Consider the following 24,650-nt stretch of genomic DNA (forward strand, 5'->3'; position numbering starts at 1 on the left):
AACACTGCAATATAACAGTTGCTCTCTTTTCCTCGATTATCGTTTTTTTCAAAAATAGGATATAATATACTATTGTTTTAAATTTGTTGAAGGAGTTTTATAATGACTGTTATTTGCTGTACCTTAAATGCTAAATATATACATACGAATTTGGCGATTCGTTGCTTAAAGGCTTTTGCAGCCCCCGAATATGATATCCAACTAAAGGAATATACAATTAAAGATCCCGTGATTAATATCGTGTCTGACCTTTATCAGCAAAAACCAACAATCATAGGATTTAGTTGTTACATTTGGAACATCGAAGAAACAATCAAGGTTATCAATATGCTTAAAAAGATTAATCCTTCCATTCAGATTGTACTCGGTGGTCCTGAAGTTTCTTATGATACTGTTGAGTGGATGGCAAAGGTTCCAAATGTCGACTTCATTGTTATGGGTGAGGGTGAATATTCATTTAAACAGTTACTTTCTGAAATGAATGGTGAAGCAAACTATAAAAATGTCCATGGAATTGCATACCGTGATAATGGACAAGTAAAAGTTACCCCCCAAATGAATAAGCTCGATCTAAAAGAACTTCCATCTCCTTATCGATTCTCTGAAGATAAAGCTCATTTAGGCAAGCGTGTCACCTATATTGAAACAAGCAGAGGATGCCCATTCAGTTGTCAATTTTGTCTCTCTTCCATTGAAGTAGGAGTACGTTATTTTGACAGAGAGAAAATTAAGGATGATATTCGTTATTTAATGGCAAATGGTGCGAAAACGATTAAGTTTGTTGACCGCACATTTAATATAAGCAGAAGCTATGCGATGGAAATGTTCCGATTTTTAATTGATGAACATCTTCCTGGGACTGTTTTTCAGTTTGAAATTACGGCCGACATTATGAGGCCAGAGGTTATCGAATTCTTAAATAATGAAGCACCAAAAGGATTGTTCCGTTTTGAAATCGGTGTCCAATCAACAAATGATTATACAAATGAGCTTGTCATGCGGAAACAAAATTTTGAAAAACTTACTAGAACAGTAACCATGGTGAAGGATGGCGGGAAGATTGACCAGCATCTTGACTTAATTGCAGGTCTGCCAGAGGAAGATTACGCATCCTTTCGGAAAACGTTTAATGATGTTTTTGAACTCAGACCAGAGGAACTGCAGTTAGGTTTTTTAAAAATGCTTAGGGGAACAGGATTGAGACTTCGTGCCCAAGAGCATGATTATGTTTATATGGATCATTCACCATATGAAATTTTAGGGAATAATGTCTTGCCTTTTGATGATATTCTTAGAATTAAACAGGTGGAGGATGTGCTGGAAAAATACTGGAATGATCATCGGATGAACCACACCATTGAGTATTTAGTAACAAATGTGTTTGCTTCACCTTTTGACTTTTTCCAAGAGTTTGGTACTTATTGGGATGAGCAAGGATGGTCAAGAATTGGTCACCAATTAGAGGATTTATTCCGTAGGTTGTACTCCTTCCTATCAAATCGCTCAGTGAGCGACCTTGAGATTATTTCAGGTCTGATGAAATATGATTATTTAATTAATCATAAGTACAAACCGCGGAAGCCTTGGTGGGAACAAAGCTTTACGAAACAAACTAGAACTGAAATATATAAACAGCTAGTAGAGAATCCATCTCTTTTGGGACAAACCTATATGGAGCTAGCTCTTGATGAAAAAGATTTATACAAGCATACGATGATTGAAGAGCTTTCCTTTAATCTTTCTGAATACTTATCATCTAAAAAAATTGTTAAGCATTCTTCTAATTTAATTGCCTATTTTGATCCTGCAAACAAAGGCACACAAATATTTTCCTATTTAGGATAAAAAAATAGCCGGCTGAATTGAGCCGGCTTATTTCTTTTTAGGTGACTTTTTATTGTCCTGATTCGCCTGCAGTACTTCATAGAGTTTTATGCCATTGACGTCACCAAATTCAATACTAAATTCCTCACGTGTGTTTTGCACACTTTTCTTTTCTTTCATTTAGCTTCTACCTTTTTTTCCATGCTTTGAGTTACGGTTCGCAAACCTAATTGAATCATCGTCATCAGTAAATTCAGCCGAAAATTCACTTTCCTGTACATTTTTATGTGGCGTCTTAGAATATTTATTTACTGCATCGAATTCTGCTTTTCGTTTAGCCATACTTTCATCCTCCCATCAAGTGAGTGTTACATCATTAGTTTTCGCAGGAAGTAGGATTTCAATCACTTCCTTATTTTTCTTAAATAAATTTGTTCATCTAGTGAAAAATAATGAAAAATAGGGGTGAGAACGATGACAAAAGAAAAAAAACAAATACCAAACAATCCAACGATGAATGAAACAATCCCACATCAAATAAATGCACCAAGTTTTGAGGGAACAGGAATTAAAATGCAGCCTCCATTCGTAAACGAACATGGCGTGGTAATTGGAGATAGCTTATATTCTTCACCAAACTCTCCTTTAGAAAATTGGACAGAAAATACCGACCCTGAAATTATGGCTGGAGACGAATGGGTTCACCCTACAAATGATATTGGCTGGAATACACCCGAAAATCGTGAGCTGCTCGAAAGTAAAAAGAAACCACAAGCATATCCCTTCATGCACCCAGACAAGGATGTAAGCAAGGGTAGTGATTAATTATTGGAAAGTTAATGTAATTTGCACTCTGTTGAATGGAGCAGAAAGCGAAGTGCCAGGAGCGGAATTCAACAGAATCCCTATTAAGTATCCAAATCCACAAACAATTACCACTTATTAAAAAACAAAATTGAATCATAATACCATTACAGAGAAAAAATTAATCTCTGTATAGATACTAAGGAGTTGAACAAAATGGCTAACAGCAGCAATAAACTATTAGTTCCAGGAATTGAGCAGTACCTTGATCAAGTTAAATATGAAATTGCACAAGAATTTGGCGTTAATTTAGGATCAGATACAGTTTCACGTGCAAATGGTTCTGTAGGCGGCGAAATTACCAAACGGTTGGTAAAACAAGCACAAGCACAAATGGCAGGTCAACAACAATAATTCAATTAAATAAACATGGAAAAAGTCCGGCATTTTGCCGGACTTATTTTTTGGATTTATTATGATTGTTAGTCTTCTGTGTATCTTGTTTGCTGTTATTCTGTTTTTGTTTCTCTTTTTGTTTCTCTGGTTGGTTATTTCGTTTTTCACTGCCTTTATTGCCATCTTTGTTTATTTCAGGTGAAGCCTGCTTGCCATTCATTTGTTGTTCTACAGTTACATTATTATTGTTATTTTCATGCTGATTATTATTACTCGTAGGATTACTGTTCGATTGTTCTTGTTTCTTTACCAGACCTGGTGGCAAAGATGATGGGGCGGATGCTTCAGAAGGTCTAAGATTATCATCTTTTAACTCCTCTTTTATTTGTTTGTTTTGTGCAGAGGCATTTTTACTTCTGTGATATTTTCCTACTGGAACACCTGAATCAAGAGCTTTTTCTAATTCTGCTTTAGTGGTTGTATACATATTTACTTTTACATGGTTTTTATCTACTTTTTGTTTGATTTTATCGATGTTTTTTTGTAATTTTATTGCCACTTCATCTTTAAGTTGATACGTTTTTACTGTTGAAATTACGACCGGCTGTTCTTTGACAATATGTCCTTCATCTTTTAACACTCCTAGTATAAGAGATGTTAATTCCGCAGCATCTTTTTTCTCCCAATCCTCCAACTGAGAAATGATTTTGTCTGCCTCTTTATTAAATCCTTTTAGTTCAACCACCTGCATGTTTTTATTTAGTCCCATTTCAATACTTGTATCAGCATCAATAGACATATAAGCATAAGCCTTATTACTTTGATACACCGGTATAATAGAGGCTAAGCAAATAAGCAGGACAGCCACTGACATCATAACCGTTCTTAATTTAAAAAAGTTCTTAAATGTTTTACCTTCTTTATAGTGAGTAACAGGAAAAAAATCAATTTCTTCACCGATAGAATAAAGTCTATCCATTTTACGGGCACGCATGAATTCTCCGTCTGGAGTTAGCAATGTCAAATAGGGATCATTAACTTCCATTACAATTCCCTTTCTCATGTCTCTAGCACCCCCTTTAAATAATCATTTAAATAAACGTAATCGCTTGATAATATAAGTGCAATCGCAATAATATACTTTCGGTTCCGCTCTATCGTTTTTCTACTGACATTCACCATTTTTTCTAATTGCTTGATCGGAAGTCGCTTTTTCTCATATAAAAAGATCTTTAATTCCGTATTTTCTATTAATACTTTAGCTACTAGAATAGCATTCTCCCTAGCATCCGTATGTTTAGGTGAATTCTCAACCAAATCCCTAAAACTTAGATTAAAGGATGATAATAAAGCTTGAAATTGAATAATTTCTTCTTTCCTTACTTCATCATCAGATTTTTTCTTATATTCATCGAGGGATAGTTCGTTCACAATTACCATGCCGGCAGACTCTTCCTCGAGAGATGAATAAGTTAAGTCGATACTAACATGTTGGTTCTTTGTTTGTTTCCGGATATAATCAATAACCCTTCTTTTGATTATGACCTCAGAAAAACTTAGCAGGGAACTTCCCTTCTCAGGAGAATATTTTTCGATTGCCTCATTAAAGGCAATAAGACCAATACTAAATTCATCATCGGTTTCGTAAATATATCGTTTACAAACTGAGGAAACATTTTTTGCAATAAATGGTTTATACGCATCTATGATTTCATTTAATAGTAAGGTATCCCCTTGTTGAATTAACTGAACTGATTCTTCTAAAGTACGTTTTTTATTTTTGGTTAAAAACAATAAACCCAGCATTGCCTCACCTCTCAATAAACCCAATTATATCATACTGATGGAATTTTGGATTTGATGGGGATGGGATGCAGGGAGAAAAGATAGCCCCAAGAAAGGCTATCTTTTCCTATTATTAATTTCTATTATCGTTATTTTGTTTCGTTTCCTTTTTACCTTGATTCGGAGCTTTCTTAGTTTCTACCTTTGTCTCTTTTGCCAAGGACTTCGCTTCTTTCTTATGTTGTATTGTTTCTTGTTTTGCTATCTTTCTCACTTGAACCGCGGTTTGTTGAATTTCTTTATTAGAAGGCTGCGGTGTTACTGGTAAGGTTACTTCAAGAGAAGTTTTTTCTGAATCAGACTCTTCTATAATCTCAGTAGATACAGTTTCTTCCTGTATAATTTCATTTGTCTTTTTTTGTTTCTTTTCCCATTTTTCCATTTTCTTTGCGAGCTTAGTATTGCTTTTTTCTATATTCTTTTTTAATGCAGCTTTCGCAACCGGATTTTTCACCTTTTCCATTGCTGAAGTAAGAGCAATAATGTTTTGAGATAAAACCTCTTTAACCTCACCTAATTCAGTTTCATCTTCGACCACTTCCTCAGCAGCCTCTTGATCGATAATCGACACCTGTTCGTCGGCATTTTCTATATTTTCAATAGCTGTTTTCATTGTTTCTAATGCGGCTTGCTCATTTCCTTCTGCAAACAGCGCTTCCGCCTCTGCTAAACGCTCAGTTGCAAATTCTGCAACTAACTTTGCTTCCTTTACATCATCCGATGTAAGAGCAAGGTGAATTTTTTCCATTAATATTTTCGTAAAATAGAAGAAATCCCCTGGCAATAAAGAAGGTGACTCTACCGTTTCATTCGTTGAAACTGTTTTAGCTTGTAAATCTATAATTGCTGTTTCATTAATCGTTTCATTAGCAAAAACATTTGTTGCTGGGAATGCAACTGTACCTGCCAGAATCATAGCTAGGACACCTTTAGAGATTTTGTATAATTGCTTTTGTTTTGTCTGCTTCTTCAACTTATTCACCTCATTGTTTTTTACAGCGGCTTTCTCACTAAAGAATTACGACTAGTAAGCAGCCTTTTATGGGGGCATATAAAAAATTCGCAATAAAATAGCTTCAAATCAGTGTCTGATTTGAAGCTATTTTCTAATAACCATTTTTTTATCCCGCAATACTAACACCCATCTAATTAAAAAACCTATGAGCAAACCTGGAATTACAAATGACATTGGTAAAAAGACTGGACCTGGATGTACATCAAATATAGTGACCTTCGGAGAAATCATTAACCCCACAGTGACCATATAAGCAGAAAAAACAAATGGCAAATATGAATATTTTTCCCCTTCAGGCATTGCTGTACGATAACCATCCCATAATGAGAACATATAAACACATGGATAAAACAGCAGCCACTGATAGTTAATGACTGCTTCTGCTTTTTCAATTTCACCTAAAAAACTGTACATTATTCCGCTGTTAAAGCGACTGTTTACATTCATAATAAATTCAAGCGTCACAAACAATAGCCCTTTAATGTACTGCCCCGTTAAGAGTTGACTAAATCCCGGAAAAGCTATGTTCCATAATACTGCTTCTAATTTACTTAACTTTTTCATTTCTCTATCCCGCTTCTGCTGTAAGTTGCTTCCAAATTAGTTTTTCCAGGAATTCATCGAATAACCGAGAATAGAAGAAATATTTTCTTATAAAAGAGAGGTTAAATTCATAAAATATTGATTTGATAATTCGGGTTATCCTTTTGTTTTAAGTAGAAGGCGGTCATCGGCTTTATCCCTTCCTTAAAATCTGGGCAAATGATTCCTGAATCCTTTAAATCATTTACAGTTTGTGTACAATCAAAATTACCCATCCACGTAAAATAATCCAATGCTTCCTTTTCAACCCCCAAATATTTTCTTAGTGGTTTAATGGAAAGGAGCCCTTTGCAAATTGATAATGGAAGGGTACCTCTTGGTTGTTTGTTCATCATTTCCTTCATCATAAAACTGTAAATATCTGTTGCACGATACGGACGAGGATCTGTTAAATGGTAGGTCTTCCCTACGCCATTCTCCGAAAAGCCAAGAAAGGTCGTCGCTTGGATAATATAGTCAATAGGCACCAAATTCACATATGCTTCGCCCTTACCTAATCGAGGAAGAAGTGGGAAAAATTTTAACCTCTCCAAAAAATTCATCATAAAATAAGGACCATCAAATTTAATTGTTTCACCAGTTTGTGAATGTCCCTTAACAATCCCAGGGCGTATGATCGTAATTGGTATTTCCCTTTTTAATTTTTCCACTAGAACTTCAGCCTCATATTTGGTCTCTTCATAATGATTTTTAAAGCTTGTTGGACGAATAAGTTCTGTCTCATAAAGGGTTCCCTCACGTTTTCCCACAACATATGCGGTACTAAAATATACATATCGTTTTAAGTTAGTCAAATCTCTTACCCAATTATTCACATTATTTGTACCATTTACATTAATCATATAGGCAAGTTCCCTTGGCACTGCCAAATCATATATAGCCGCAAGATGAAAAACATGGGTCACCTTATCTATGATTTGTTTTTTTGTGTCTTCTGAAATAAAAAGGGATGGCTTCGTAATATCTCCTTCAATAATAACAAAGGATTCCTCACTTAAACCTAACTCTGAAATAATGACTTTGCGCTCCTTCCTAGCTTTATCCATCATTCCTTGAAGAACAAGAACATATATTACACCTTTTAAATCATTTTTCTTTAAAACTTCTCGAATTAATTGGTTGCAAATAAAACCTGGAAACCCGGTAAAAAAGTAGCCATTGCCCATCATAATCCCTCCGATATTATTTATAGACATTTGTACTAATTGTATGTGGTTTCAAAAACGATAGTCAAGAAATTAATCTGAATTTTCTGTATTCTCTTTCCAAAAAAAGGACGGGATTTCTCCCGCCAAGCCTATTCGTGCTGATCCATAGGGTTGTATAGTTTTACAGTTGGATTCTTTTCTTGGAACCATCGAAGAGCAAAATCATTTTCAAATAAGAAGACATAATGACCAAAACGATCCTTTACAAGCATACTCCTAGAACTCGATAGATTTTCATCCACGATATCCCCTTCAATCCATCTGCCTATTTTAGAACCCATACGTTCCATCAATACCTCAGCATTGTATTCATTTCTCATCCGGTGTTCAAAGACCTCAAATTGTAATTGTCCTACAGCACCTAACAAGTAATCATCCGTTTTCACTGTTTTGTAGAGCTGAATAGCTCCTTCTTGAACAAGTTGTTGGATTCCTTTATAAAATGATTTTTGTTTCATTACATTCTTTGCGGAAACTCTAACAAAAAGCTCAGGTGTAAATTGAGGAAGTCTTTCAAATTGGAAATTGTCTTTACCTGATGTAATCGTATCACCAATTTGGTAGGTACCCGTATCGTAAAGACCAATAATGTCCCCGCTTACTGCCTCATCAACCGTATTTCTCTCCTCCGCCATAAAAGAAGTTGATTGTGACAGCTTAATTTGTTTACCTAAGCGTGGAATATTTACAGTCATTCCTCGTTCAAATTTACCTGAACAAATCCGCACAAAGGCTATCCGGTCACGGTGGGCTGGGTTCATATTTGCTTGAATTTTAAAGATAAAACCTGAAAACTGCTCCGCAAGTGGATTAATTTCTCCTGCAGATGAATTACGAGCCTTAGGTGGTGGAGCGAATTGCAGATAGGTTTCCAAGAATGTTTGAACCCCAAAAGTGGTTAATGCACTTCCAAAGAATACAGGTGTAATTTTTCCATCCGCTACTTTTTCAGGAGAGAAGTCATTACCCGCTTCATTTAAAAGCATTATTTCTTCAAGCGTTTGGTCATAAAGTCCAGATGTTTTTAAAGGATGGTCGCCTTCTATTTCACCATCACCATTCAAAGGAATGAATCGATTTTCTTCATTTACCCTAAATTGTTCAATTCGATTATAATATCGGTCGTAAATTCCAAGAAACTCTTTACCCATCCCAATTGGCCAGTTCATTGGATAGGACTCAATTCCAAGTACCTCTTCTAGTTCCGCTAAAAGCTCTAAAGGCGCTTTACCTTGTCGATCAAGTTTATTAATAAAAGTGAAAATAGGGATTCCACGCATACGGCATACTTTGAATAGCTTTAATGTTTGTTCCTCTATCCCTTTAGCAGAGTCAATGATCATAACCGCACTATCAACAGCCATTAAGGTTCGGTAAGTATCTTCACTGAAGTCCTGGTGCCCAGGTGTATCCAAAATGTTGACTCGAAAATCATTATAGTCAAATTGCATAACGCTGGATGTAACGGAGATTCCCCGTTGCTTTTCAATTTCCATCCAGTCACTTGTCGCAAACTTACCAGTTTTTTTTGCTTTTACCGTACCAGCGTCACGTATTGCTCCGCCAAATAATAATAATTTTTCAGTAAGCGTAGTTTTCCCGGCATCCGGGTGAGAAATAATCGCAAAGGTCCTGCGCGATAATACCTCTTCTTTAAAATTGTTACTCATTTCTAATTCCTCTCTTTTGAAACACATAAATTTTTACCCATAACTTCAATCTTATAGTCTCGAGGTAAACTTTGCAATCCTTCAGTTTTTCTTTTATGCCCTAATTAATGATATTATAATTTAAGTAACCGGTGACATACAAATTCCTTTATAATAGTAGTATACTTTTTCTTATGAATGTATCCACGGGAGGAAATATGAATATCACAACTATTGATCAGCCTACCTTAAATCTTTTGCAAAAGGCATTTGAAATTATCCTTAAAGAAAATAATATTAGGTTCAAAAAAGTTGGCATCGTTGACGATAGCGATCAACTTTTATTCTTGTTCGAAGGAAAAACGAAAAAAATTCATGTATTTAAGTGGTCAAAACAAACGAGTTTAGGTGTTAGTATTGGAGAGTTGGCTCAAAGTGTGTTAGCACCTATTATACCAACGCTAAGAACATTATAAATTTTCCCCTTGCCTTTCTGGTATCCAGAAAGGCAGTTTTTTTATATTTGGAAATTATTTTCCACCCATTCCCATCTCCTCTTTTGAGTGTTTCATTTTATAATAGAATGAGACTCTTTAAGGGAGATGACTAAAAGTGAATCAAAGCAAAAAAATAGTCTCAAAGATAATTCCGCTAATTATAGCGTTACTAATAATAACCCTCGGGATTGTTTGGGGTATAAAAACGACAAATGATAAACTTGAGATTCCCTTCTCGTCTGTAGAAGAAATCCTTCAAAACCAAAATGGGAAGCCTGTAGTTTTGACAGAGCATTCTGACGGAAGTCTTCTTCTAGAAGTGGGGAGCATTAAATACGAATCACATGTCCCGCCGAATAGCCAGATGATTGACAGACTTGTTGAGAATTATAATATTAATTATTCCTTCACGAATAGCAGCCGCTTCGGAAAATGGATTATGGCAGGTGTAATACTTGCCCTAGTTGGAACAGCTTTAGTTCTTCAAAAAACAAAAGGTGGTTTCGGGCTTTCAAACTCGATGAAAAATAGTGTTTCTCAGGCACGCCCTCTTCCAACCACTCGTTTAGAAGACGTTGGTGGGATTGGCGACGAAATGAAGGAAGAAATTCTCCAAACACTTTCAACACTTAAGGAACCTGAAAGAGCCATTAAAATGGGAATTAAACCCCCAAAAGGAATTCTATTATATGGACCGCCAGGCACAGGAAAAACGTTACTAGCTCAAGCAATTGCCCGCGAGTTAAATGCAGCTTTCTTTTCTGCCAGCGGTTCAGCTTTTAATGAATTATTTGTTGGAGTTGGCGCCAGCAGGGTCCGCTCCTTATTTCAGAGTGCAAGAAAACAAAGTCCTGCAATAATTTTCATTGACGAAGTAGACGCTTTAGCAGGCAAAAGAAAAGCCCATGGGGGTGAAGAAGCAGAAAAAACCTTGACCGAACTGCTTGTACAGCTTGATGGAGGGCATTCCAATGATGGAATATTGTTTATTGCCGCAACAAATAGAAAAGATATGCTTGATGAAGCATTCCTAAGACCTGGGAGAATTGATTTCACTTTTCAAGTTCCACTTCCTGATACAAAAGGCAGACGAGAAATTATTGATATTCATACAAAAGGTAAAACAATTAGTGAAGAAGTCCTCGCTTCTTTAGATGCATTAGCTGAAAGTACCTCTGGATTTTCCGGAGCAGAACTCCAATCTCTTTTCGAAACAGCCAGCAGACGTGCAGTACGAAACGGGCAGGATGCTTTAACAAAAGGTGACCTTGACTATGCTCTAGATCGAACAATTTTAGGAAGTACTTCTCGTTCTTTACAGGATCTCGATACAAAACGGCGCGTTGCAATACACGAAGCAGGGCATGCAATTGTTGCTTCGTTAACGAAGCCAGGTTCGGTAAGAAAAGCCACCATTATCCCTCGTGGAGAGGCACTCGGATATGTGGCACCTATACCGAAAGAACTTCATTTATCAACAACCAGCGATTTGTTAGACCGCGTTGCTATGGTCCTAGCTGGTGGAGTAGCCGAAAGACTGCTGCTGGGAGAACATAGTATTGGTGTTAGCGGTGATGTCCAGCAAGCAAAGCAGATTATTGAACAAATGGTTGATACTGGTATGCTTCAAGGAGGGTTCACGCTCACCTTTAACAAACAAGATAAGGAAGCAAAAATGCAAGAACTGTTTGAAAAAGGTTTAGAAACAGCAGAGAACCTAATTAAAAGTCATCACCATCAGTATCAGCAATTAGTCGACAGCCTATTAAAAAAAGAAACACTTGAAGGCTATGAAGTCGAGGAAATTGTCTGGGGAAAGACTCCTGTAAAAAGTGATGAGTTTTTTGCATAAATGAAATGAATATTTTGAGGTACACTAACTTTATGTATTACACATAAGGAAGTGTTCAAATGACCGACTCAACATTAGATTTTGAAGCAAAAAAACATCGAGAAAATGCACAGGGGTATATCGATAATCCCAAAAAGACCGAAGGCTTATTGAAGAAGGCAATCCTCAAGGCCAAAAATAACAAAGGAACTTTAGGAGATGCATGGGAAAAGCTTCAATTATTTGTTGATTTAGTTCAAGCTTATACAAAGGGGGAATACCGAAACGTTGCTCCCTCTACAATCTTAACGATTATTGGAGCAATCCTATATTTCGTATCTCCATTAGATGTTGTCCCTGATTTCCTCGTAGGATTAGGAATCGTTGATGATGCCGCCGTTATAGGTTTTACGCTAAAAAAATTATCAGTAGAAATTAATGAATTTAAAAAGTGGAAACATTCGACAATTGAAAACCCTCTTGACTAGTCAAGAGGGCTCATTACTGTTTTTACATTATCTTGATCTTATTTGAAACAAGCCGCACCTACGATGATCAGTAGGATAAATAATACTACGATTAATGCAAAGCCGCCGCCATATCCACAGCGTCCGTAGCCAAAGCCACCATAACCATATCCATAATGCATTTTATTACCCCCTCTTTAATTTAATTGTTTGCTCAGCACCAAGAAGCCCCGATAATAATTAACAAAATGAACAATACAACTAGAAGGGCAAAACCGCCGCCGTACCCGCCATGTGAACCAGACATTTACATTACCTCCTTTTTTAATTCCATATATCCTATTCATGTCATTAAAAATGTGCGATAGACACATATCTAAATAACCCACTTTTCAAAAAAAAGAATAAGCCCATTCTAAACGGGCTTAAAATTAACATTTTGGATTTATAATTGGAAGGAGACGATTTACTAATCTTGGTGATAATGGCTGTAGCGTAGTAAAACAGGAGAGATCTACAATAATACAATTTGAAGTTGTTCGTAATGAATAGACTTTGTCGCAAATATCTATAGGACAGCCATCAATGTCTATTGGCTCGAGAAGAGATAATGTTGCACAACATTTCCTTTCATCTATTGCTTCTAATCTAAAGAAGGTCGTTGTAAAAAAGTCTCCATTATTTGCCCAACCCCAAGCCTCGAATTGACACTTTCCATTTGAGAGTATAAATGGAATCGTGTCATATCCAATATCATCACAGATAAATCGAAAATCATCAAAAGATAATTTCTTCTGTTCTTCTAATAGTTGTTGCAATTCGTGACATACGCATGTATTTTTCTTGTGTTCCCCCATAAACAATCCTCCTTTCAATTTATTAAATTGGCTGCAAGTAAAATTTAATTTGCTGTGCACCATGTATGGCACACTCTCTAGCCTGATTTCTTGCATCAGCTGCTGCTATTACATATCCATACCGCTGCCCCATTGACCGAGGCGGAGCGACAATTTGACCGTTTCCAGACTTCGTGTAAACCTCTAATACACCTGGTTGCTCCCTAGCTGATTCACTGCCCGAAACTTTCATCAATTTTCCAACGGAACCAACAATTAAATAATGAGTATAAATAGCCTTTTCTCGCTTTTTTATTAGATCCGGCTGCAATCCTGCGAACAACCTAATGGTCTGTTCTGCGAGATCATAACCAAATGCTTCTTCAATCATCCGATTCATAGCACCCCCTGCCATCCTCGGATTAATCTCAATCAACTTCCAGCCCTTTTTCGTTAATTTTATCTCTAAATGGCAAGTACCATTTCTCACCTGAAAATCTTCAATAATAGAATAGACAGTTTCCTTCAGCCCTGGAAGTTGCTCTAATGTTAACTCAGGACTGATTGAATAACCTGTAATGATAAAACGCTCTCCCTTTGTTACATCTTGTTCAACAATTGCTGCAATGGTAATGGTTGATTGAAAGACTACCACTTCAACCAAATATTGAGGACCCTCTAGGTATTCCTCTATTAATATAGGAAGTTCAGAATTTTTACGGTGAAGTTGTTTCACAGCTTTCTTACATCCCCAACCATTCTCGACCAAAATTACATCCTTGGAACCATTCGATTGTGGTGATTTAATAATGAGTGGAAATTGGTCCTTTAACTCATTTACCTCATTATCAATTTTTTCAGGAGAACTTAGCACCTTAAAAAAGGGTGTATAACTCTTACCTGCTAAATATTTTCGGGTTGAAATTTTGTCACTCATAATTTTCAACGGTTCAAAAGTGAGTGGCGTATGGCAAATAAAATTAGTAAGCATAGCAGCCAAATAAACATATTCATCTAAAAAGCTAATAAAACAGTCAACCTTTTTTCCCTCAACAATCAGGTTAGTAATCGCAGAGAGTATTTCATCTGTATCTGACATATTTATTAGTCGTACATCATCTATTTCAATGTAGTCCTCTCTTTCTTCAACAAAAATGGTGCGATTCGTTAAAAGGATGGTCTCGTAACCTAGTCTCTTTGCTGCTTTTATTCCTTCATAACTTGAACCTGTTTTGTTTGTCCCTAAAAAAACAATTGATTTCATTTCTGGCACCCACCAAAGATTTTCTTCACCTTTTTTGCGATAGTTTACCTGTTACAATAAAATATTCTTTTTTTGTTAGTTGGTGTAGGCATGTTCATTATGTACGAACAGTTATTTAACCAATAAATTGATTGTATGACAGATGCCTGTAAAAAAAATTAAGGACAAGTGTTTAGATAAGAAACCATATCCTTGGTTCTATCATTAAGGATATGGCGGCAACATTACTTCTTCTCAGTTAACAGACTCTTTGTTCGAATCCCTGACCTTCTTAACTTTACATTCACATCAACATTAACGATGGCGTCTTTAAAGTATTGATCCCAATTCTTTTCAATTCGTTTAAAATTTTTATGATCTTGACGATTTATCAATTCTCCAATACCAAAAATATCCGCTTCGTCTTTTTGAAGCATTCTAATTGTTTCTTCAAGATTTCTTTTTATTTTTTTCTCTGTTAATTTTCCAAATTCTCTAAAGGTGTTAACTTGAGTTAAGTCTTGCTTGCACTGACTGCCGTCTAAATAACCTTCCGCCCTCACTTTTAGATTAATAATTGCCCTCCCTTTTACCAACTTACCTTTAGATTTGGTCATTGTATTGACAATACGAACACCTAGGTACTTATCTTTAGTACAATCCACAGAAAGTGACGTTCTATCTATTTTATTTGTAATCCATAAATAATTCCTGGTATTTACTAATGACAAAAAATCAATTAGTTCATCATTTTTTAATATGGCTAAATAATCAACAACAACGATGGCATCTGGTGATGCTTTTTTCATATTATCTACACTTGCACCTTTTTCAATATCACCTTTAATGGTTAATATCACCATAACCCCTCTTTTGCCTGGAGAAGTAATGTTTTGAATGACATCGTTTAAGCGAACGTTTGGGTCCCCGCCCACTCCAACGACAATTGCACTGCCTATTAAAAAGTTTATTAATTGTGTTAACAACTGGCTTAATGAAATATTCTCCTTTTCCATTTTCATTGCTTTCCTTTTTTGAACGATGGATACGAAAATCAATGATTACACTTGAAATTAATCCAAGAGATGCGCTTAGAATGGCTATGTACCTGCCAATTGCAATTTCAGAATATAAGATATTTATCATTGCTTCATAAAAGGAGAATTCGAATAGGCTCATATCAAAAAAGGCTATAAGTATAGTTAAAAAAGATACAAGTAAAAAATAGGCTAATGTTACCATATTGGGATAACCTCGTCATTTTCTTTACCTTATGTTTCCAAAAAACATCCATTTTTATCCAACAAAATGCCAACAACTTTACTTGTTGGCTTAGTATAGTAAATTACTGTTAGATAACAGCAAAATAAAAACAGCCCACCAAAACGGTGCAGCTGTTTAGAATTTCATTAATTAAAAATAGACAAGAAAAATTATTAATGCTAACAAAATTCGATAAATAGCAAAGGGTACGAGCTTTATTTTATCGATAAGTTTTAAGAAAAAGCGTATCGATATTAAAGCAAAAACAAAGGCACTAATAAACCCAGCGATAAAAAATGGGAGGGCGTCCATCGTCATATACTGCCAATTTTTAAGCAAGGAAAGAAAACTGGCCCCCGCCATAATAGGTACAGCCATAATAAAAGTAAAATCAGCCGCCGCTCTATGACTCAATCCTAACAGTACGCCACCTGATAAAGTCGAACCGGAACGAGAGAAACCTGGCCACAATGATAAACATTGAATGAGACCAATTGTAAGTGCTTGTTTATAAGTAATCTGATCAACGGTTTGGATTTTTGGAACTTTTGGACCAAAGCGATCTGCAATAATCATAAAGATAGCACCAATCACTAACCCTATTAAAACAGTCTCAGTTGAAAATAAATATTCATCTATATAGTCTTCTAGTAATACCCCAAAGATTCCAGCAGGAATTAGCCCAACTAGTACATGAGTTAATTTTAAACGGCTGCCCTTTTGGTCAGATAGCTTATTTTTCATTCGCCCCATTCCCAAGAGGTCAATAATCCGGTCTTTAAATGTCACGACAACCGCTAAAATAGAACCAAGCTGAATGACTACTTTGAAGGTATTCGCTCCATACTTTCCTAAGAAATCTTCAGATTGCAGCCACATATCATCAACGATAATCATATGTCCGGTTGAGGATACTGGAGCAAATTCTGTTAACCCCTCTACTAACCCTAGAATAATTGCTTTAATAATCAATAATAACTCCATTTACAAAACTACTCCTAACATTATCTTCTGGTTGGAATTCAAGAATATGAAATAATAACTTTTTAATTGTACTCAATTTCCAATACCTTTAGCAAATATTTTTTTATACATTGTAAAAGCGAGGCTTACGCCAGCCTCGCTTCCCTATTGCGTAATAATGCGATTAACACGGCCATTGAATTTCTCTAACCAATAACCAGTTGTCATATCTGCAATGGCAACGCCAGTAGAACTTTGCGATCCCAAGAACTTTCCCGCACCAAGATATATTCCAACATGACCATCTTTTTTATAGGTATCAAAAAACACAAGGTCGCCAGGAAGCATTTCCTCTACATTGACAGGTGTACCAGTATTTTTTAAAACTTCCGTACTAGCGCCAATTTTAATATCTACCTGGCCATACGCCCAACTCACGAAAGCAGAACAATCAAATCTTCCGTTTGCAATATCATATTCATTTCGACCGCCGCCAAATACATAAACCGAATTCCCTATATACTTAAGCCCTTCAGAAATAAGACTTTTAACAGTTTCATTCGTTAACAGCATTGAATCATTTAAAATTTGGTTTATATCAATATCGGTTACATCATACAAAGTTGTAAGGGCTGAATCCTGTTGCATTAACCCAGCCTGTTCTGCAAGTGCAACTTGCTCTTTCTTCTTTAATTCTAATCTTAACCATTCATTTTGTTGTTTTTGTTCTAGTATTTGTGCCTGCATACCTTCTAATTCCACTTTCATACTTTGAAGTTCTGCTAATTTATCTTTTATTTGGGATTGCTTCGTTTGTACATCCTGTTTATCATCTTCATGCTGTTTGACAATATTTTGATCAGCCTCGACAAAGGATGCTACTGCTCCAACCCGATCTACAAAATCTTTAAAACTTGAGGCACCAAGTAAAACATCAAGATAATTTACTTTTCCACCTGTTTCTTGAAAGGTAAGAGCACGCTTTTTCAATATTTCATTTCGCTTTATAACTTTATCGTTTAACAATACAATCTCGGACTCTAGTTTTTGTATTTCCAATTGAGACGTGTTTATTTTATTCTCCGTTTCAAGAATGATAGTATTATTATCAATTATTGCTTGCTCTACCCGACTAATTTGTTCATTTATTAGTTGTATTTCATCTTTTACTTGTTTAAGTTCAGCATTTCCTTTGAGTATTTCTAACTGGATTCTTGACCGCTGTTCGTCTATTAGTTGCTGATTGTTATTTTCCTCAACTTCCACTTGTTGGTTATCATTTTCTTCTGCTTCTACTTGAAGTACTACAGTTGGACTTCCGAAGGTGATTATTGTACAAAAGGCTATAATCTTCTTTTTCAATATTTTTCCCCTGCTTTCCTTCATCGCAATTAGCACTACAATTTTATATTTTTCTATTTACGTAATACAACCTATATGTATATATTAGTTTATTAGATTACAAAAATCATCCTTTTTACCCACTTTTATCCTATTTAATTGCAATTAGAAGTATAGCATGCAATCTTGTCATTTCAATAATAGTAATATTAAATTTATATTTCAATCAATCTCTACCGCATTGCACATTCAGTTAACAAGAAAAAGCAGACCAATTAAATCATTGGTCTGCTTATCAATTTAAGTGAAATTCCTTACTTAACTTTTAAAAGTTCCTTCACACTGTTTTTTCCACGATTTACAATTTCATTGTGAGTACTTCTTGCCATTTTCACATATTCATTCGTAACCTGCTGCCAAGCATTTCGACGTTCACGTCCATATGCAATGTTGGCTTCAGTACTCTTCTCAAAATTATCCTCTAATTGATCAATAATCTGAAATATTGATTTAACAGGGGTGAGGGCTAGGTTTTCTAATTGTTGGGAAACCTCTTTTAACTGCTGTTTAAGCTCCTCCCTTTCATTCAACATTTCTGCTTCCACTCTCTCTTCGTCTTTCATTAATTCTTCCCTGCGAGCATTCATTTGCTGCATGAGTCCAGAAACCACTTCTTTGTTTGTTTTTTTGGTTTGCTCAAAGAGGTTTCCTAATGATTTTCTATATTGCTTGTTAAACTTAATAACCTCTCTTAAAGCGTTCATATAAGCATCTTCACGGCTTTCACGCATTTGTCTAGTCCGTACCAATGATTGTTCATATTGATTCCATAGCGTATCTACAAATAAATCTTCATTTTTAGGTTCTTCTGCTGTAGGAATCATTTTTTCTTCAACAGCTAGAACACTTTCACTCTTTTTCTGTGCCATCGTCTTTCCTCCTCTTTTTACTGTTTTCTTTCTCTATCGGATCCCTCTTTTGAAATGAAGGAATATAGAGCTCAAGGAAACTTGAATACATTTTGAAGAATTGGTCTAGCATCGATTGGTACGATTCTAGTTGATTGGCATAGCCTTTTAAGTATGTAATACCAGCTTTTGTTATAGAATATCTTCTTTTGGCAGGACCGCTTCCATTGGTATCCCATTCTGATGATACCAGTTCTTCTTTTTCCAACTGTCTTAACAGTCTGTAGAGATTGCCTTGATCAATTGTTTTAAAACCAAATGTTTGTAATTTCTGACTTAGCTCATATCCGTGAAGAGACATCCTGCTAAGAAGCAATAGAATAAATGGCAGAACAAAATTTTTTGAAGGATTGACAGATTGATTGTCTTGATTTACCATTTCTATATCACCTCACCTATATGTATTTTACACCTATCGGTAATATTTTGTCAACTTGTTAAATACATGTTATTATGGGGTAACATCACGTTTATAATACTCGTAACTTGGTAATAAAATTAATAAAAATTTGAAGGTGGTGTCGATTTGAAAGACTCGAAAGTTAGTACGTCGGGTATGCCTTATTTGCATTTTGGCAATGGTGAACCTTTAGTTCTGATTCATGGTTTAGGAGAAGTGAAGGAAGGATGGAATTCACAATTTGAATTAGCGGATCAGTATGAGTTAATCATACCGGATTTGCGCGGGCATGGTGAATGTACCAAAGTAGAAGGGATAACTATTCCAAATTTCGCATCAGATGTTATTAGTTTATTAAACGAGTTGAAAATTGAAAACGCTCACATTTTAGGCTTGTCTATGGGCGGTGCAGTCGCTCAAGAAATTTATCGTCAAGCTCCCCACCTAGTCCGTTCTCTCATGTTGATCAGTACATTCCACTTCTTCCCAAAAAAACTTAGAAAACCATTATTAAAATTTAAGAAAGTGAGGTTAGGTGTTGCTGCAACTGATGACGACCTAAAGGAAACCGCAGCCCATATGGCCCTATATTCTTGGACGGAAGAAAATATGAAACACTTTAAGCATTATTTTCAGCCAAAGCGCAACATATTTTTAAAATCTTTAAAAGCTTGTTTCCAAGTTAACAATATTTCTTTGTTACCAACTATAAAAGTTCCAACTCTCATTATCGGGTGTCAGTATGACTCTGTTTTACCTGTTTGGATTCAATACTGTATGCACAAGCTGATACCCGATTCTGAATTTATTATTATGAGAAACTCGGGGCATTTAGCTAAATTAGAAGCAACAAACCGGTTTAATATTCTGCTAAGAAAGTTCTTAAACCGGCACAAGGCTGCTGCTTGATTTATTTTAGCGGGAAGGATGGGCGTCCTTCCCGTTTAAAATAAAGTACTTTATGAATATACAGGTTGAATTTCTTCCGATCTTGATGAGAGCCATTTATCAGCAAAAACTGCAAATATCCCAGTCAAAGCGAGAGAAACATGACCTGCTTCTACTACCTGATAAGTTTTGTCTTCACTTGAAACAAGTTCCATAACCGGAAGACTTTGCGGCTCTAAGACAAGTGTATCCCTTGAAGTAGATAAGACAAAGAGAGGACACTTAATATTGTTTAAATCAACTCTTTTACCGCCAATCATTAATTCTCCTTTTATCAACTTGTTTTCTTTATATAAATCGTTAAACAGCTGCTTAAAAGCTGCTCCAGAAAATGATGCAGAGTCTTTTGTCCATTTGTCCATTCGACGCCATTTTTCAACATAGTCCTCATCATAGGCTCGTGTAATTAAGTTAACCATAGGACTTATATATACGGGAGATAGACCTCTAAACATTCCATACATAATTTCAGGTGGGATTACACCATAAACATCTGCAAACTGATCAAAATTTAATCTTCCGTTTTGAAGTCCCTCCAGCCATTTTGCCGGAACGATTCCGATACTAAAATCAACCGGTATCGTAGATAGAACAAGATTTTTTATTGGAAGTTCTGTAATAGAAGCAAGAATAGCCGAAATTGTTCCACCTAAACAATATCCAACAAGTGAAATTTCATTTGCCCTTGAATGCCTTATTGCCCGTTTTATAGCCACTTCTAGATAATCGAGTACATAGTTATCGAGAGAGAGATTGCTATCCTCATAACCTGGTGAGCCCCAATCAAGAAGATATACATCATAGCCCAAATCTGTAAGACCGCCAATTACACTGCTGCCCTCACCAATATCAAGAATATAAGATTTATTCAAAAGCGAATAAACGAAAAACAATGGAACTTTATATTTTTTTTCTTTTGCGGGATGAAACCATAAAGTTGATTTATTCTTTTTCCATACGGATTCTCGAGGAGTAGGTATGATTTCTGGTTTTGGTCCATTTATTATTTTGTAAACCTGTTCCCACCGTTTTGAATCTTTGTCAAGGTTAAAGGGTGGGATAATGTCCTTAGCCATTTCTTGAGCGTTCATCAGTTTCCCCCCTTTTCTTTAAACTTGTGTAACTAATTCTTTTTCTTTCGTCTTTCCTTTTGAACTTTCTTTTACCACAAGCCCCTTCAAGGATGCTATTTCCTTTTTTATTTCTGTTAATTGCCCTAATCCGAGTTTAACTTCCTGAATATCACTGTGAAGGGAATTGTGTTCATCGTTGCTATTCATTCCAATTAGTTTCTGCTGTGATTCTTTTATTTCCTCGAGTTCCTCCCTTACGTCGCGAAGGTTAACTTGAATAATTTTTATATCCACAAGATCTTTGCGTATTTCCTGAAAATCATCCTTTATTTTTCTTAACTCGGCTGCTTCTTGTATGTTTTTTTGGAATTCTCCCTGCATTTGTTTAACCATCTTAACCATTTCTTGAAACAGTGCTAGATTCTCTTTATTTATTTGACCTAGACTGTCCTGTAAATTCCAAATCTGTTCTTCCAGCAAATCTATTTTCGCCTCAGCTTGTATTGATAGATTTGCAACATTTGCGATATCCTTTTTGGTAGGAATATTCATGATTCCAGCCATAAGTTCTTGATTCTTCTTTAAAAATTCCATGTAACGAGAGTGAATCCCTAAGCCGGCATTGGTTAAACGAACAAATTCATTATTATCAGCAGCCATAAATAAAAGACCATTAATTTGTTTTTCCCACATCTCACTAATTTGTTTAAAGCCTTCGTACGGGTCATACATTTTTTCCTTTGCCATCCTTATCATCCTCGTTCTTATGATTTTGTAAGTTCTTCTGCTTTTTCCATATATTTATTTAATGGGAACATTAATGCTTTGAATTGACCGGTAAAAAGGTTTACAAATCCTTTTTGACTCTCATAGATAAGATTTCCCGCTTGTTTTAATGTTTTAATATATTGCTTCCGTCCATTTCTTCTGAGAGCAATATATTGTTCAATCATTTGAAAATACTGTTCCATCACTTGATTACTTACAGCCATTTGTAATGGTGTTCTTAGAATTGCAGTAGTTCTACTTTGAATTTGATCAATCTGCTGATTGATCTCTTCATAAGATCTTTTTGGAAAAATGTGCTGCAGTACTGTAGTCGACATTAAAAATTCTTCTCTAACATTTCTTTCCCAATTTGCAAACTCTCTACTAAACTGTTCTCTTACAGATTTAATATTTTCCTGATTTCGTTTAATGCTTTCAGCAAAACACATTGCTTCTTTTAAGAAAATATCATCTCGAAAATCTGCATGCTTTGCCCATTGATCTAACTCACGGAACGCATGGTTCCAAAGAATATCCATGGAAGATAACTGTTCTTGATCGTCTTGCGTATCAGTTCTTTCTTCCCCTTCAGCCATTTTCACTTCTTCCTCAAGGATTAGCTCTTCCTGAGGTTCCTGTTCTCCCATTTTCTTAGGTTCATTTTCGCCCGCAGGATTCTCCAGTGAATTTCGTCTCCTTTTAGTCGTCTTTGGTGTTTCTTCCTTCTGCACATTGGTTTCCTTTATTTCTGCCATTTCTTTATCTCCTCCTTTTTTTAATCTATTTAAATGAGTTAATTCGTCTTTATATTTAATAATTTGATTCTGATAAAACCTTTTCATTTTCTTCTTGACGAAGCATTCTTCTTAATAGCTTCCCAACAGATGATTTTGGAAGGTCCGACAGAAACTCAATCTCTTTTGGAACTTTATAAGGTGCTAAATATTGCTTTGCATATTCTATCAATTGCTCTGGTGTAACACTTGCACCAGCTTTTAATTTAACAAACGCCTTAACAGTTTCTCCTCTATAGGAGTCAGGTTTTCCAACGACAATTGCCTCTTCTACTGCTACATGTTGGTAAATTATTTCTTCAATTTCACGAGGATACACATTGTATCCGCTTGCAATAATCATGTCCTTTTTACGATCTAATATATAGAAATAACCATCTTCATCCATTTTTGCGATATCCCCCGTAAAGAGCCATCCGTCTCTAATCACTAGTTGCGTGTCACTAGGACGCTTCCAATAACCCTTCATAACTTGTGGACCACGAAGAATCAGTTCACCTGCTTCACCAACTGGAACATTTACGTATCCTTCTTCCGTTACCTTAACAATTCTCGCTTCCGTTCCTGGTATTGGTATTCCTACACTTCCCAGTTTACGAGGAAGAAATGGTGGTGTGGAAATTGCTGAAGGAGCTGTTTCTGAAAGCCCGTAGCCATCTGCAAGTCTTATGCCTACACGTTTTTCAAAAGATTTCACCTGTTCTACAGGTAGTGGTGCACCTCCACTGCTTAGGTAGTAGATATCCTTAATTGCACTTTCTTCCAATTGAGGGTGACTGTTTAATGCAAATATCATCGTTGGAACTGCGATCAACTGGAACGGTTTCTCCTTATTAATTAACTCAATTAATTCATTTACATCAAAACGCGGAAGAATCAATTGATTACATCCAATTCGGATAGCCGAAAGTGCATTACATGACAATCCATATACATGAAACATTGGGAGAACGCTGATTATTTTAAAATTTTCTGGTTTCTCATCAACCGCATTATAAGTAAAATCACAAACTTGAATGATATTCGCAAGGAGATTCTGATGGGTGAGCATAACACCTTTGGAAACACCTGTTGTTCCACCGGTATATTGTAGAATCGCCACATCCTCTTCTATGTTAATTGGTATTTCAGGAATCACATTATCATGTGTTAAAAAGTCATCGAAATAAATATCGCCTTCTGCAAGTTTAACCCTGGTTCCGCCAAAACCAACTACAATAATTTTTTCCAAAGATGTTTTTGGCTGAACTTCTTTTACCTTTTGATAGAATGCCTCGAATACAACCATATATTTTGCATCCGAATCATTTACGGCATATTCAATTTCTCTTTCGACATACATCGGATTAACTTGAACTGCTATCCCTCCCAATCGGAATACAGCAAATAAACTAAAAATATAATGAGGGCAGTTAGGCAGCATAATTCCTAAGCTATCTCCCTTTTGGAAGCCAATTCGATACAAAGATGCAGCAAGCCATTCTGAAATAGCTCTGGTCTCTTTGTAACTCCATGACCTTTCATAAAAAGTAAGGGCTGGTTTTTCTCCATGAATAGTTGCTGCCTGCTGCAAAAGATCGAATAGCGAATCATAGTCTACGGAAACGTCTTTATTAATCCTTGGATCATAAAACTTTAGCCATGGCTTTTGAGAATAAATCATCAAATCTCCTCCTAATCACAACAAGTTATTAGCCACTTAAATTATTGTTTTAAAATAGGTTTTTGTAAACGCATCCAAATCGACATATTTCCGCATTTTTCTAACGTTTTACTTCTAATTACAAAAAAAATACCGAGTAAATTTGGTTATCTAGAGAAGATTGATGATTTATGTCGAAATTTTCATTCTTGTTCACACAATTTTCGAATCTATAAATCACCTATTTACAGTGTTAATGTTATTCCAAACTA

28 protein-coding genes are annotated in these 24,650 nt (G+C 35.8%); 7 read left to right on the top strand and 21 right to left on the bottom strand.

Annotated elements, in window-relative coordinates:
* The first annotated feature begins 102 nt into the window (after positions 1–102).
* Entirely contained in the window at positions 103–1,845 is a 1,743-nt protein-coding gene (locus QUG14_RS10855; protein ID WP_289340546.1) for a B12-binding domain-containing radical SAM protein, read from the top strand.
* A gap of 27 nt (positions 1,846–1,872) precedes the next feature.
* Here the strand turns inward: QUG14_RS10855 and QUG14_RS10860 are convergent, their stop codons facing one another.
* Both QUG14_RS10860 and QUG14_RS10865 read right to left on the bottom strand, forming a co-directional pair.
* A complete protein-coding gene (locus QUG14_RS10860) occupies positions 1,873–2,004 on the bottom strand; it encodes a hypothetical protein (RefSeq protein ID WP_289340547.1) in 132 nt (43 codons plus the stop codon).
* On the bottom strand, positions 2,005–2,166 hold the full coding sequence (locus tag QUG14_RS10865) for a hypothetical protein (protein ID WP_289340548.1): 162 nt from the start codon (positions 2,164–2,166) through the stop codon (positions 2,005–2,007).
* A 132-nt stretch (positions 2,167–2,298) separates the two neighbouring features.
* On the opposite strand from QUG14_RS10865, the gene QUG14_RS10870 reads away from it, so the two are divergent.
* The gene (locus QUG14_RS10870; protein WP_289340549.1) at positions 2,299–2,649 is read left to right on the top strand and encodes a DUF3905 domain-containing protein; all 351 of its coding nucleotides are present in this window, start codon (positions 2,299–2,301) and stop codon (positions 2,647–2,649) included.
* A 195-nt stretch (positions 2,650–2,844) separates the two neighbouring features.
* A complete protein-coding gene (locus QUG14_RS10875) occupies positions 2,845–3,042 on the top strand; it encodes an alpha/beta-type small acid-soluble spore protein (protein WP_090763659.1) in 198 nt (65 codons plus the stop codon).
* Between the two features lie 43 nt (positions 3,043–3,085).
* Here the strand turns inward: QUG14_RS10875 and QUG14_RS10880 are convergent, their stop codons facing one another.
* The 6 genes from QUG14_RS10880 to QUG14_RS10905 form a co-directional block, all read right to left on the bottom strand.
* Positions 3,086–4,087, bottom strand: coding sequence for an anti-sigma factor domain-containing protein (locus QUG14_RS10880; protein ID WP_289340550.1), 1,002 nt, complete (start codon positions 4,085–4,087; stop codon positions 3,086–3,088).
* Positions 4,084–4,830 (bottom strand): RNA polymerase sigma factor SigI, encoded by a 747-nt coding sequence (gene sigI / locus QUG14_RS10885; protein ID WP_289340551.1) that lies wholly within the window; start codon positions 4,828–4,830, stop codon positions 4,084–4,086. Before sigI ends, QUG14_RS10880 begins: the two co-directional genes overlap by 4 nt.
* A gap of 112 nt (positions 4,831–4,942) precedes the next feature.
* Complete coding sequence (locus QUG14_RS10890) at positions 4,943–5,842, bottom strand: DUF5667 domain-containing protein (protein ID WP_289340552.1); 900 nt, start codon at positions 5,840–5,842, stop codon at positions 4,943–4,945.
* A gap of 126 nt (positions 5,843–5,968) precedes the next feature.
* Positions 5,969–6,448, bottom strand: coding sequence for a hypothetical protein (locus QUG14_RS10895; RefSeq protein ID WP_289340553.1), 480 nt, complete (start codon positions 6,446–6,448; stop codon positions 5,969–5,971).
* Positions 6,449–6,555: 107 nt separating this feature from the next.
* Positions 6,556–7,653: an SDR family oxidoreductase gene (locus tag QUG14_RS10900; RefSeq protein WP_289340554.1), complete on the bottom strand. Its 1,098-nt coding sequence runs from the start codon at positions 7,651–7,653 to the stop codon at positions 6,556–6,558.
* Positions 7,654–7,784: 131 nt separating this feature from the next.
* Positions 7,785–9,365, bottom strand: a complete 1,581-nt coding sequence (locus QUG14_RS10905) for a peptide chain release factor 3 (RefSeq protein ID WP_289340555.1) — start codon at positions 9,363–9,365, stop codon at positions 7,785–7,787.
* Positions 9,366–9,562: 197 nt separating this feature from the next.
* Here QUG14_RS10905 and QUG14_RS10910 point away from each other — a divergent pair, with 197 nt between their 5' ends.
* The 3 genes from QUG14_RS10910 to QUG14_RS10920 all read left to right on the top strand — a co-directional run bounded on the left by QUG14_RS10910 (position 9,563) and on the right by QUG14_RS10920 (position 12,160).
* Entirely contained in the window at positions 9,563–9,820 is a 258-nt protein-coding gene (locus tag QUG14_RS10910; protein WP_289340557.1) for a hypothetical protein, read from the top strand.
* Positions 9,821–9,956: 136 nt separating this feature from the next.
* Positions 9,957–11,693 (top strand): AAA family ATPase, encoded by a 1,737-nt coding sequence (locus QUG14_RS10915; protein WP_289340558.1) that lies wholly within the window; start codon positions 9,957–9,959, stop codon positions 11,691–11,693.
* Positions 11,694–11,752: 59 nt separating this feature from the next.
* Positions 11,753–12,160, top strand: a complete 408-nt coding sequence (locus QUG14_RS10920; protein ID WP_289340559.1) for a YkvA family protein — start codon at positions 11,753–11,755, stop codon at positions 12,158–12,160.
* A gap of 38 nt (positions 12,161–12,198) precedes the next feature.
* Here QUG14_RS10920 and QUG14_RS10925 read toward each other — a convergent pair whose 3' ends face one another.
* The 9 genes from QUG14_RS10925 to phaQ all read right to left on the bottom strand — a co-directional run bounded on the left by QUG14_RS10925 (position 12,199) and on the right by phaQ (position 19,132).
* A complete protein-coding gene (locus QUG14_RS10925; protein ID WP_289340560.1) occupies positions 12,199–12,321 on the bottom strand; it encodes a YjcZ family sporulation protein in 123 nt (40 codons plus the stop codon).
* A 32-nt stretch (positions 12,322–12,353) separates the two neighbouring features.
* Positions 12,354–12,446, bottom strand: coding sequence for a YjcZ family sporulation protein (locus QUG14_RS10930; RefSeq protein WP_179158406.1), 93 nt, complete (start codon positions 12,444–12,446; stop codon positions 12,354–12,356).
* Between the two features lie 124 nt (positions 12,447–12,570).
* Complete coding sequence (locus QUG14_RS10935) at positions 12,571–12,996, bottom strand: CotY/CotZ family spore coat protein (protein ID WP_289340561.1); 426 nt, start codon at positions 12,994–12,996, stop codon at positions 12,571–12,573.
* 22 nt (positions 12,997–13,018) lie between these two features.
* A complete protein-coding gene (locus QUG14_RS10940) occupies positions 13,019–14,239 on the bottom strand; it encodes an ATP-grasp domain-containing protein (protein WP_289340562.1) in 1,221 nt (406 codons plus the stop codon).
* Between the two features lie 224 nt (positions 14,240–14,463).
* Positions 14,464–15,234, bottom strand: a complete 771-nt coding sequence (locus tag QUG14_RS10945) for a Ger(x)C family spore germination C-terminal domain-containing protein (protein WP_289340563.1) — start codon at positions 15,232–15,234, stop codon at positions 14,464–14,466.
* A 397-nt stretch (positions 15,235–15,631) separates the two neighbouring features.
* Positions 15,632–16,465: an undecaprenyl-diphosphate phosphatase gene (locus QUG14_RS10950; RefSeq protein WP_289340564.1), complete on the bottom strand. Its 834-nt coding sequence runs from the start codon at positions 16,463–16,465 to the stop codon at positions 15,632–15,634.
* Between the two features lie 144 nt (positions 16,466–16,609).
* On the bottom strand, positions 16,610–17,806 hold the full coding sequence (locus QUG14_RS10955) for a C40 family peptidase (protein ID WP_289340565.1): 1,197 nt from the start codon (positions 17,804–17,806) through the stop codon (positions 16,610–16,612).
* Between the two features lie 293 nt (positions 17,807–18,099).
* Positions 18,100–18,714 carry a hypothetical protein gene (locus QUG14_RS10960; RefSeq protein WP_289340566.1) on the bottom strand — a complete coding sequence of 205 codons (615 nt, stop codon included), beginning with the start codon at positions 18,712–18,714 and terminating at the stop codon, positions 18,100–18,102.
* On the bottom strand, positions 18,695–19,132 hold the full coding sequence (phaQ, locus tag QUG14_RS10965; RefSeq protein ID WP_289340567.1) for a poly-beta-hydroxybutyrate-responsive repressor: 438 nt from the start codon (positions 19,130–19,132) through the stop codon (positions 18,695–18,697). Before phaQ ends, QUG14_RS10960 begins: the two co-directional genes overlap by 20 nt.
* A 147-nt stretch (positions 19,133–19,279) precedes the next feature.
* Here phaQ and QUG14_RS10970 point away from each other — a divergent pair, with 147 nt between their 5' ends.
* On the top strand, positions 19,280–20,062 hold the full coding sequence (locus tag QUG14_RS10970) for an alpha/beta fold hydrolase (protein WP_289340568.1): 783 nt from the start codon (positions 19,280–19,282) through the stop codon (positions 20,060–20,062).
* Positions 20,063–20,112: 50 nt separating this feature from the next.
* On the opposite strand, the gene QUG14_RS10975 is transcribed toward QUG14_RS10970, so the two are convergent.
* From QUG14_RS10975 to QUG14_RS10990, 4 genes are read right to left on the bottom strand one after another with little or no spacing between them, the layout of a single operon-like run.
* Positions 20,113–21,192: an alpha/beta fold hydrolase gene (locus QUG14_RS10975; RefSeq protein ID WP_289340569.1), complete on the bottom strand. Its 1,080-nt coding sequence runs from the start codon at positions 21,190–21,192 to the stop codon at positions 20,113–20,115.
* An 18-nt stretch (positions 21,193–21,210) separates the two neighbouring features.
* Entirely contained in the window at positions 21,211–21,921 is a 711-nt protein-coding gene (locus tag QUG14_RS10980) for a hypothetical protein (RefSeq protein WP_289340570.1), read from the bottom strand.
* Between the two features lie 17 nt (positions 21,922–21,938).
* Complete coding sequence (locus QUG14_RS10985; protein WP_289340571.1) at positions 21,939–22,697, bottom strand: hypothetical protein; 759 nt, start codon at positions 22,695–22,697, stop codon at positions 21,939–21,941.
* 55 nt (positions 22,698–22,752) lie between these two features.
* A complete protein-coding gene (locus tag QUG14_RS10990; RefSeq protein ID WP_289340572.1) occupies positions 22,753–24,399 on the bottom strand; it encodes a long-chain-fatty-acid--CoA ligase in 1,647 nt (548 codons plus the stop codon).
* Positions 24,400–24,650 lie beyond the last annotated feature (251 nt).

The organism is Neobacillus sp. CF12, assembly GCF_030348765.1.
Classification (GTDB): domain Bacteria; phylum Bacillota; class Bacilli; order Bacillales; family Cytobacillaceae; genus Neobacillus.

Coding starts and splice junctions, on each gene's coding strand:
- QUG14_RS10985 (WP_289340571.1), bottom strand. CDS start 22,697: ATGGCAGAAATAAAGGAAACCAATGTGCAGAAGGAAGAAACACCAAAG.
- QUG14_RS10980 (WP_289340570.1), bottom strand. CDS start 21,921: ATGGCAAAGGAAAAAATGTATGACCCGTACGAAGGCTTTAAACAAATT.
- QUG14_RS10855 (WP_289340546.1), top strand. CDS start 103: ATGACTGTTATTTGCTGTACCTTAAATGCTAAATATATACATACGAAT.
- QUG14_RS10925 (WP_289340560.1), bottom strand. CDS start 12,321: ATGCATTATGGATATGGTTATGGTGGCTTTGGCTACGGACGCTGTGGA.
- QUG14_RS10865 (WP_289340548.1), bottom strand. CDS start 2,166: ATGGCTAAACGAAAAGCAGAATTCGATGCAGTAAATAAATATTCTAAG.
- QUG14_RS10900 (WP_289340554.1), bottom strand. CDS start 7,653: ATGGGCAATGGCTACTTTTTTACCGGGTTTCCAGGTTTTATTTGCAAC.
- QUG14_RS10920 (WP_289340559.1), top strand. CDS start 11,753: ATGACCGACTCAACATTAGATTTTGAAGCAAAAAAACATCGAGAAAAT.
- QUG14_RS10870 (WP_289340549.1), top strand. CDS start 2,299: ATGACAAAAGAAAAAAAACAAATACCAAACAATCCAACGATGAATGAA.
- QUG14_RS10990 (WP_289340572.1), bottom strand. CDS start 24,399: ATGATTTATTCTCAAAAGCCATGGCTAAAGTTTTATGATCCAAGGATT.
- QUG14_RS10950 (WP_289340564.1), bottom strand. CDS start 16,465: ATGGAGTTATTATTGATTATTAAAGCAATTATTCTAGGGTTAGTAGAG.
- QUG14_RS10935 (WP_289340561.1), bottom strand. CDS start 12,996: ATGGGGGAACACAAGAAAAATACATGCGTATGTCACGAATTGCAACAA.
- QUG14_RS10930 (WP_179158406.1), bottom strand. CDS start 12,446: ATGTCTGGTTCACATGGCGGGTACGGCGGCGGTTTTGCCCTTCTAGTT.
- QUG14_RS10905 (WP_289340555.1), bottom strand. CDS start 9,365: ATGAGTAACAATTTTAAAGAAGAGGTATTATCGCGCAGGACCTTTGCG.
- QUG14_RS10910 (WP_289340557.1), top strand. CDS start 9,563: ATGAATATCACAACTATTGATCAGCCTACCTTAAATCTTTTGCAAAAG.
- QUG14_RS10975 (WP_289340569.1), bottom strand. CDS start 21,192: ATGAACGCTCAAGAAATGGCTAAGGACATTATCCCACCCTTTAACCTT.
- QUG14_RS10895 (WP_289340553.1), bottom strand. CDS start 6,448: ATGAAAAAGTTAAGTAAATTAGAAGCAGTATTATGGAACATAGCTTTT.
- QUG14_RS10860 (WP_289340547.1), bottom strand. CDS start 2,004: ATGAAAGAAAAGAAAAGTGTGCAAAACACACGTGAGGAATTTAGTATT.
- QUG14_RS10940 (WP_289340562.1), bottom strand. CDS start 14,239: ATGAAATCAATTGTTTTTTTAGGGACAAACAAAACAGGTTCAAGTTAT.
- QUG14_RS10880 (WP_289340550.1), bottom strand. CDS start 4,087: ATGAGAAAGGGAATTGTAATGGAAGTTAATGATCCCTATTTGACATTG.
- QUG14_RS10945 (WP_289340563.1), bottom strand. CDS start 15,234: ATGGAAAAGGAGAATATTTCATTAAGCCAGTTGTTAACACAATTAATA.
- QUG14_RS10960 (WP_289340566.1), bottom strand. CDS start 18,714: ATGGCACAGAAAAAGAGTGAAAGTGTTCTAGCTGTTGAAGAAAAAATG.
- QUG14_RS10875 (WP_090763659.1), top strand. CDS start 2,845: ATGGCTAACAGCAGCAATAAACTATTAGTTCCAGGAATTGAGCAGTAC.
- sigI (WP_289340551.1), bottom strand. CDS start 4,830: ATGCTGGGTTTATTGTTTTTAACCAAAAATAAAAAACGTACTTTAGAA.
- phaQ (WP_289340567.1), bottom strand. CDS start 19,132: ATGGTAAATCAAGACAATCAATCTGTCAATCCTTCAAAAAATTTTGTT.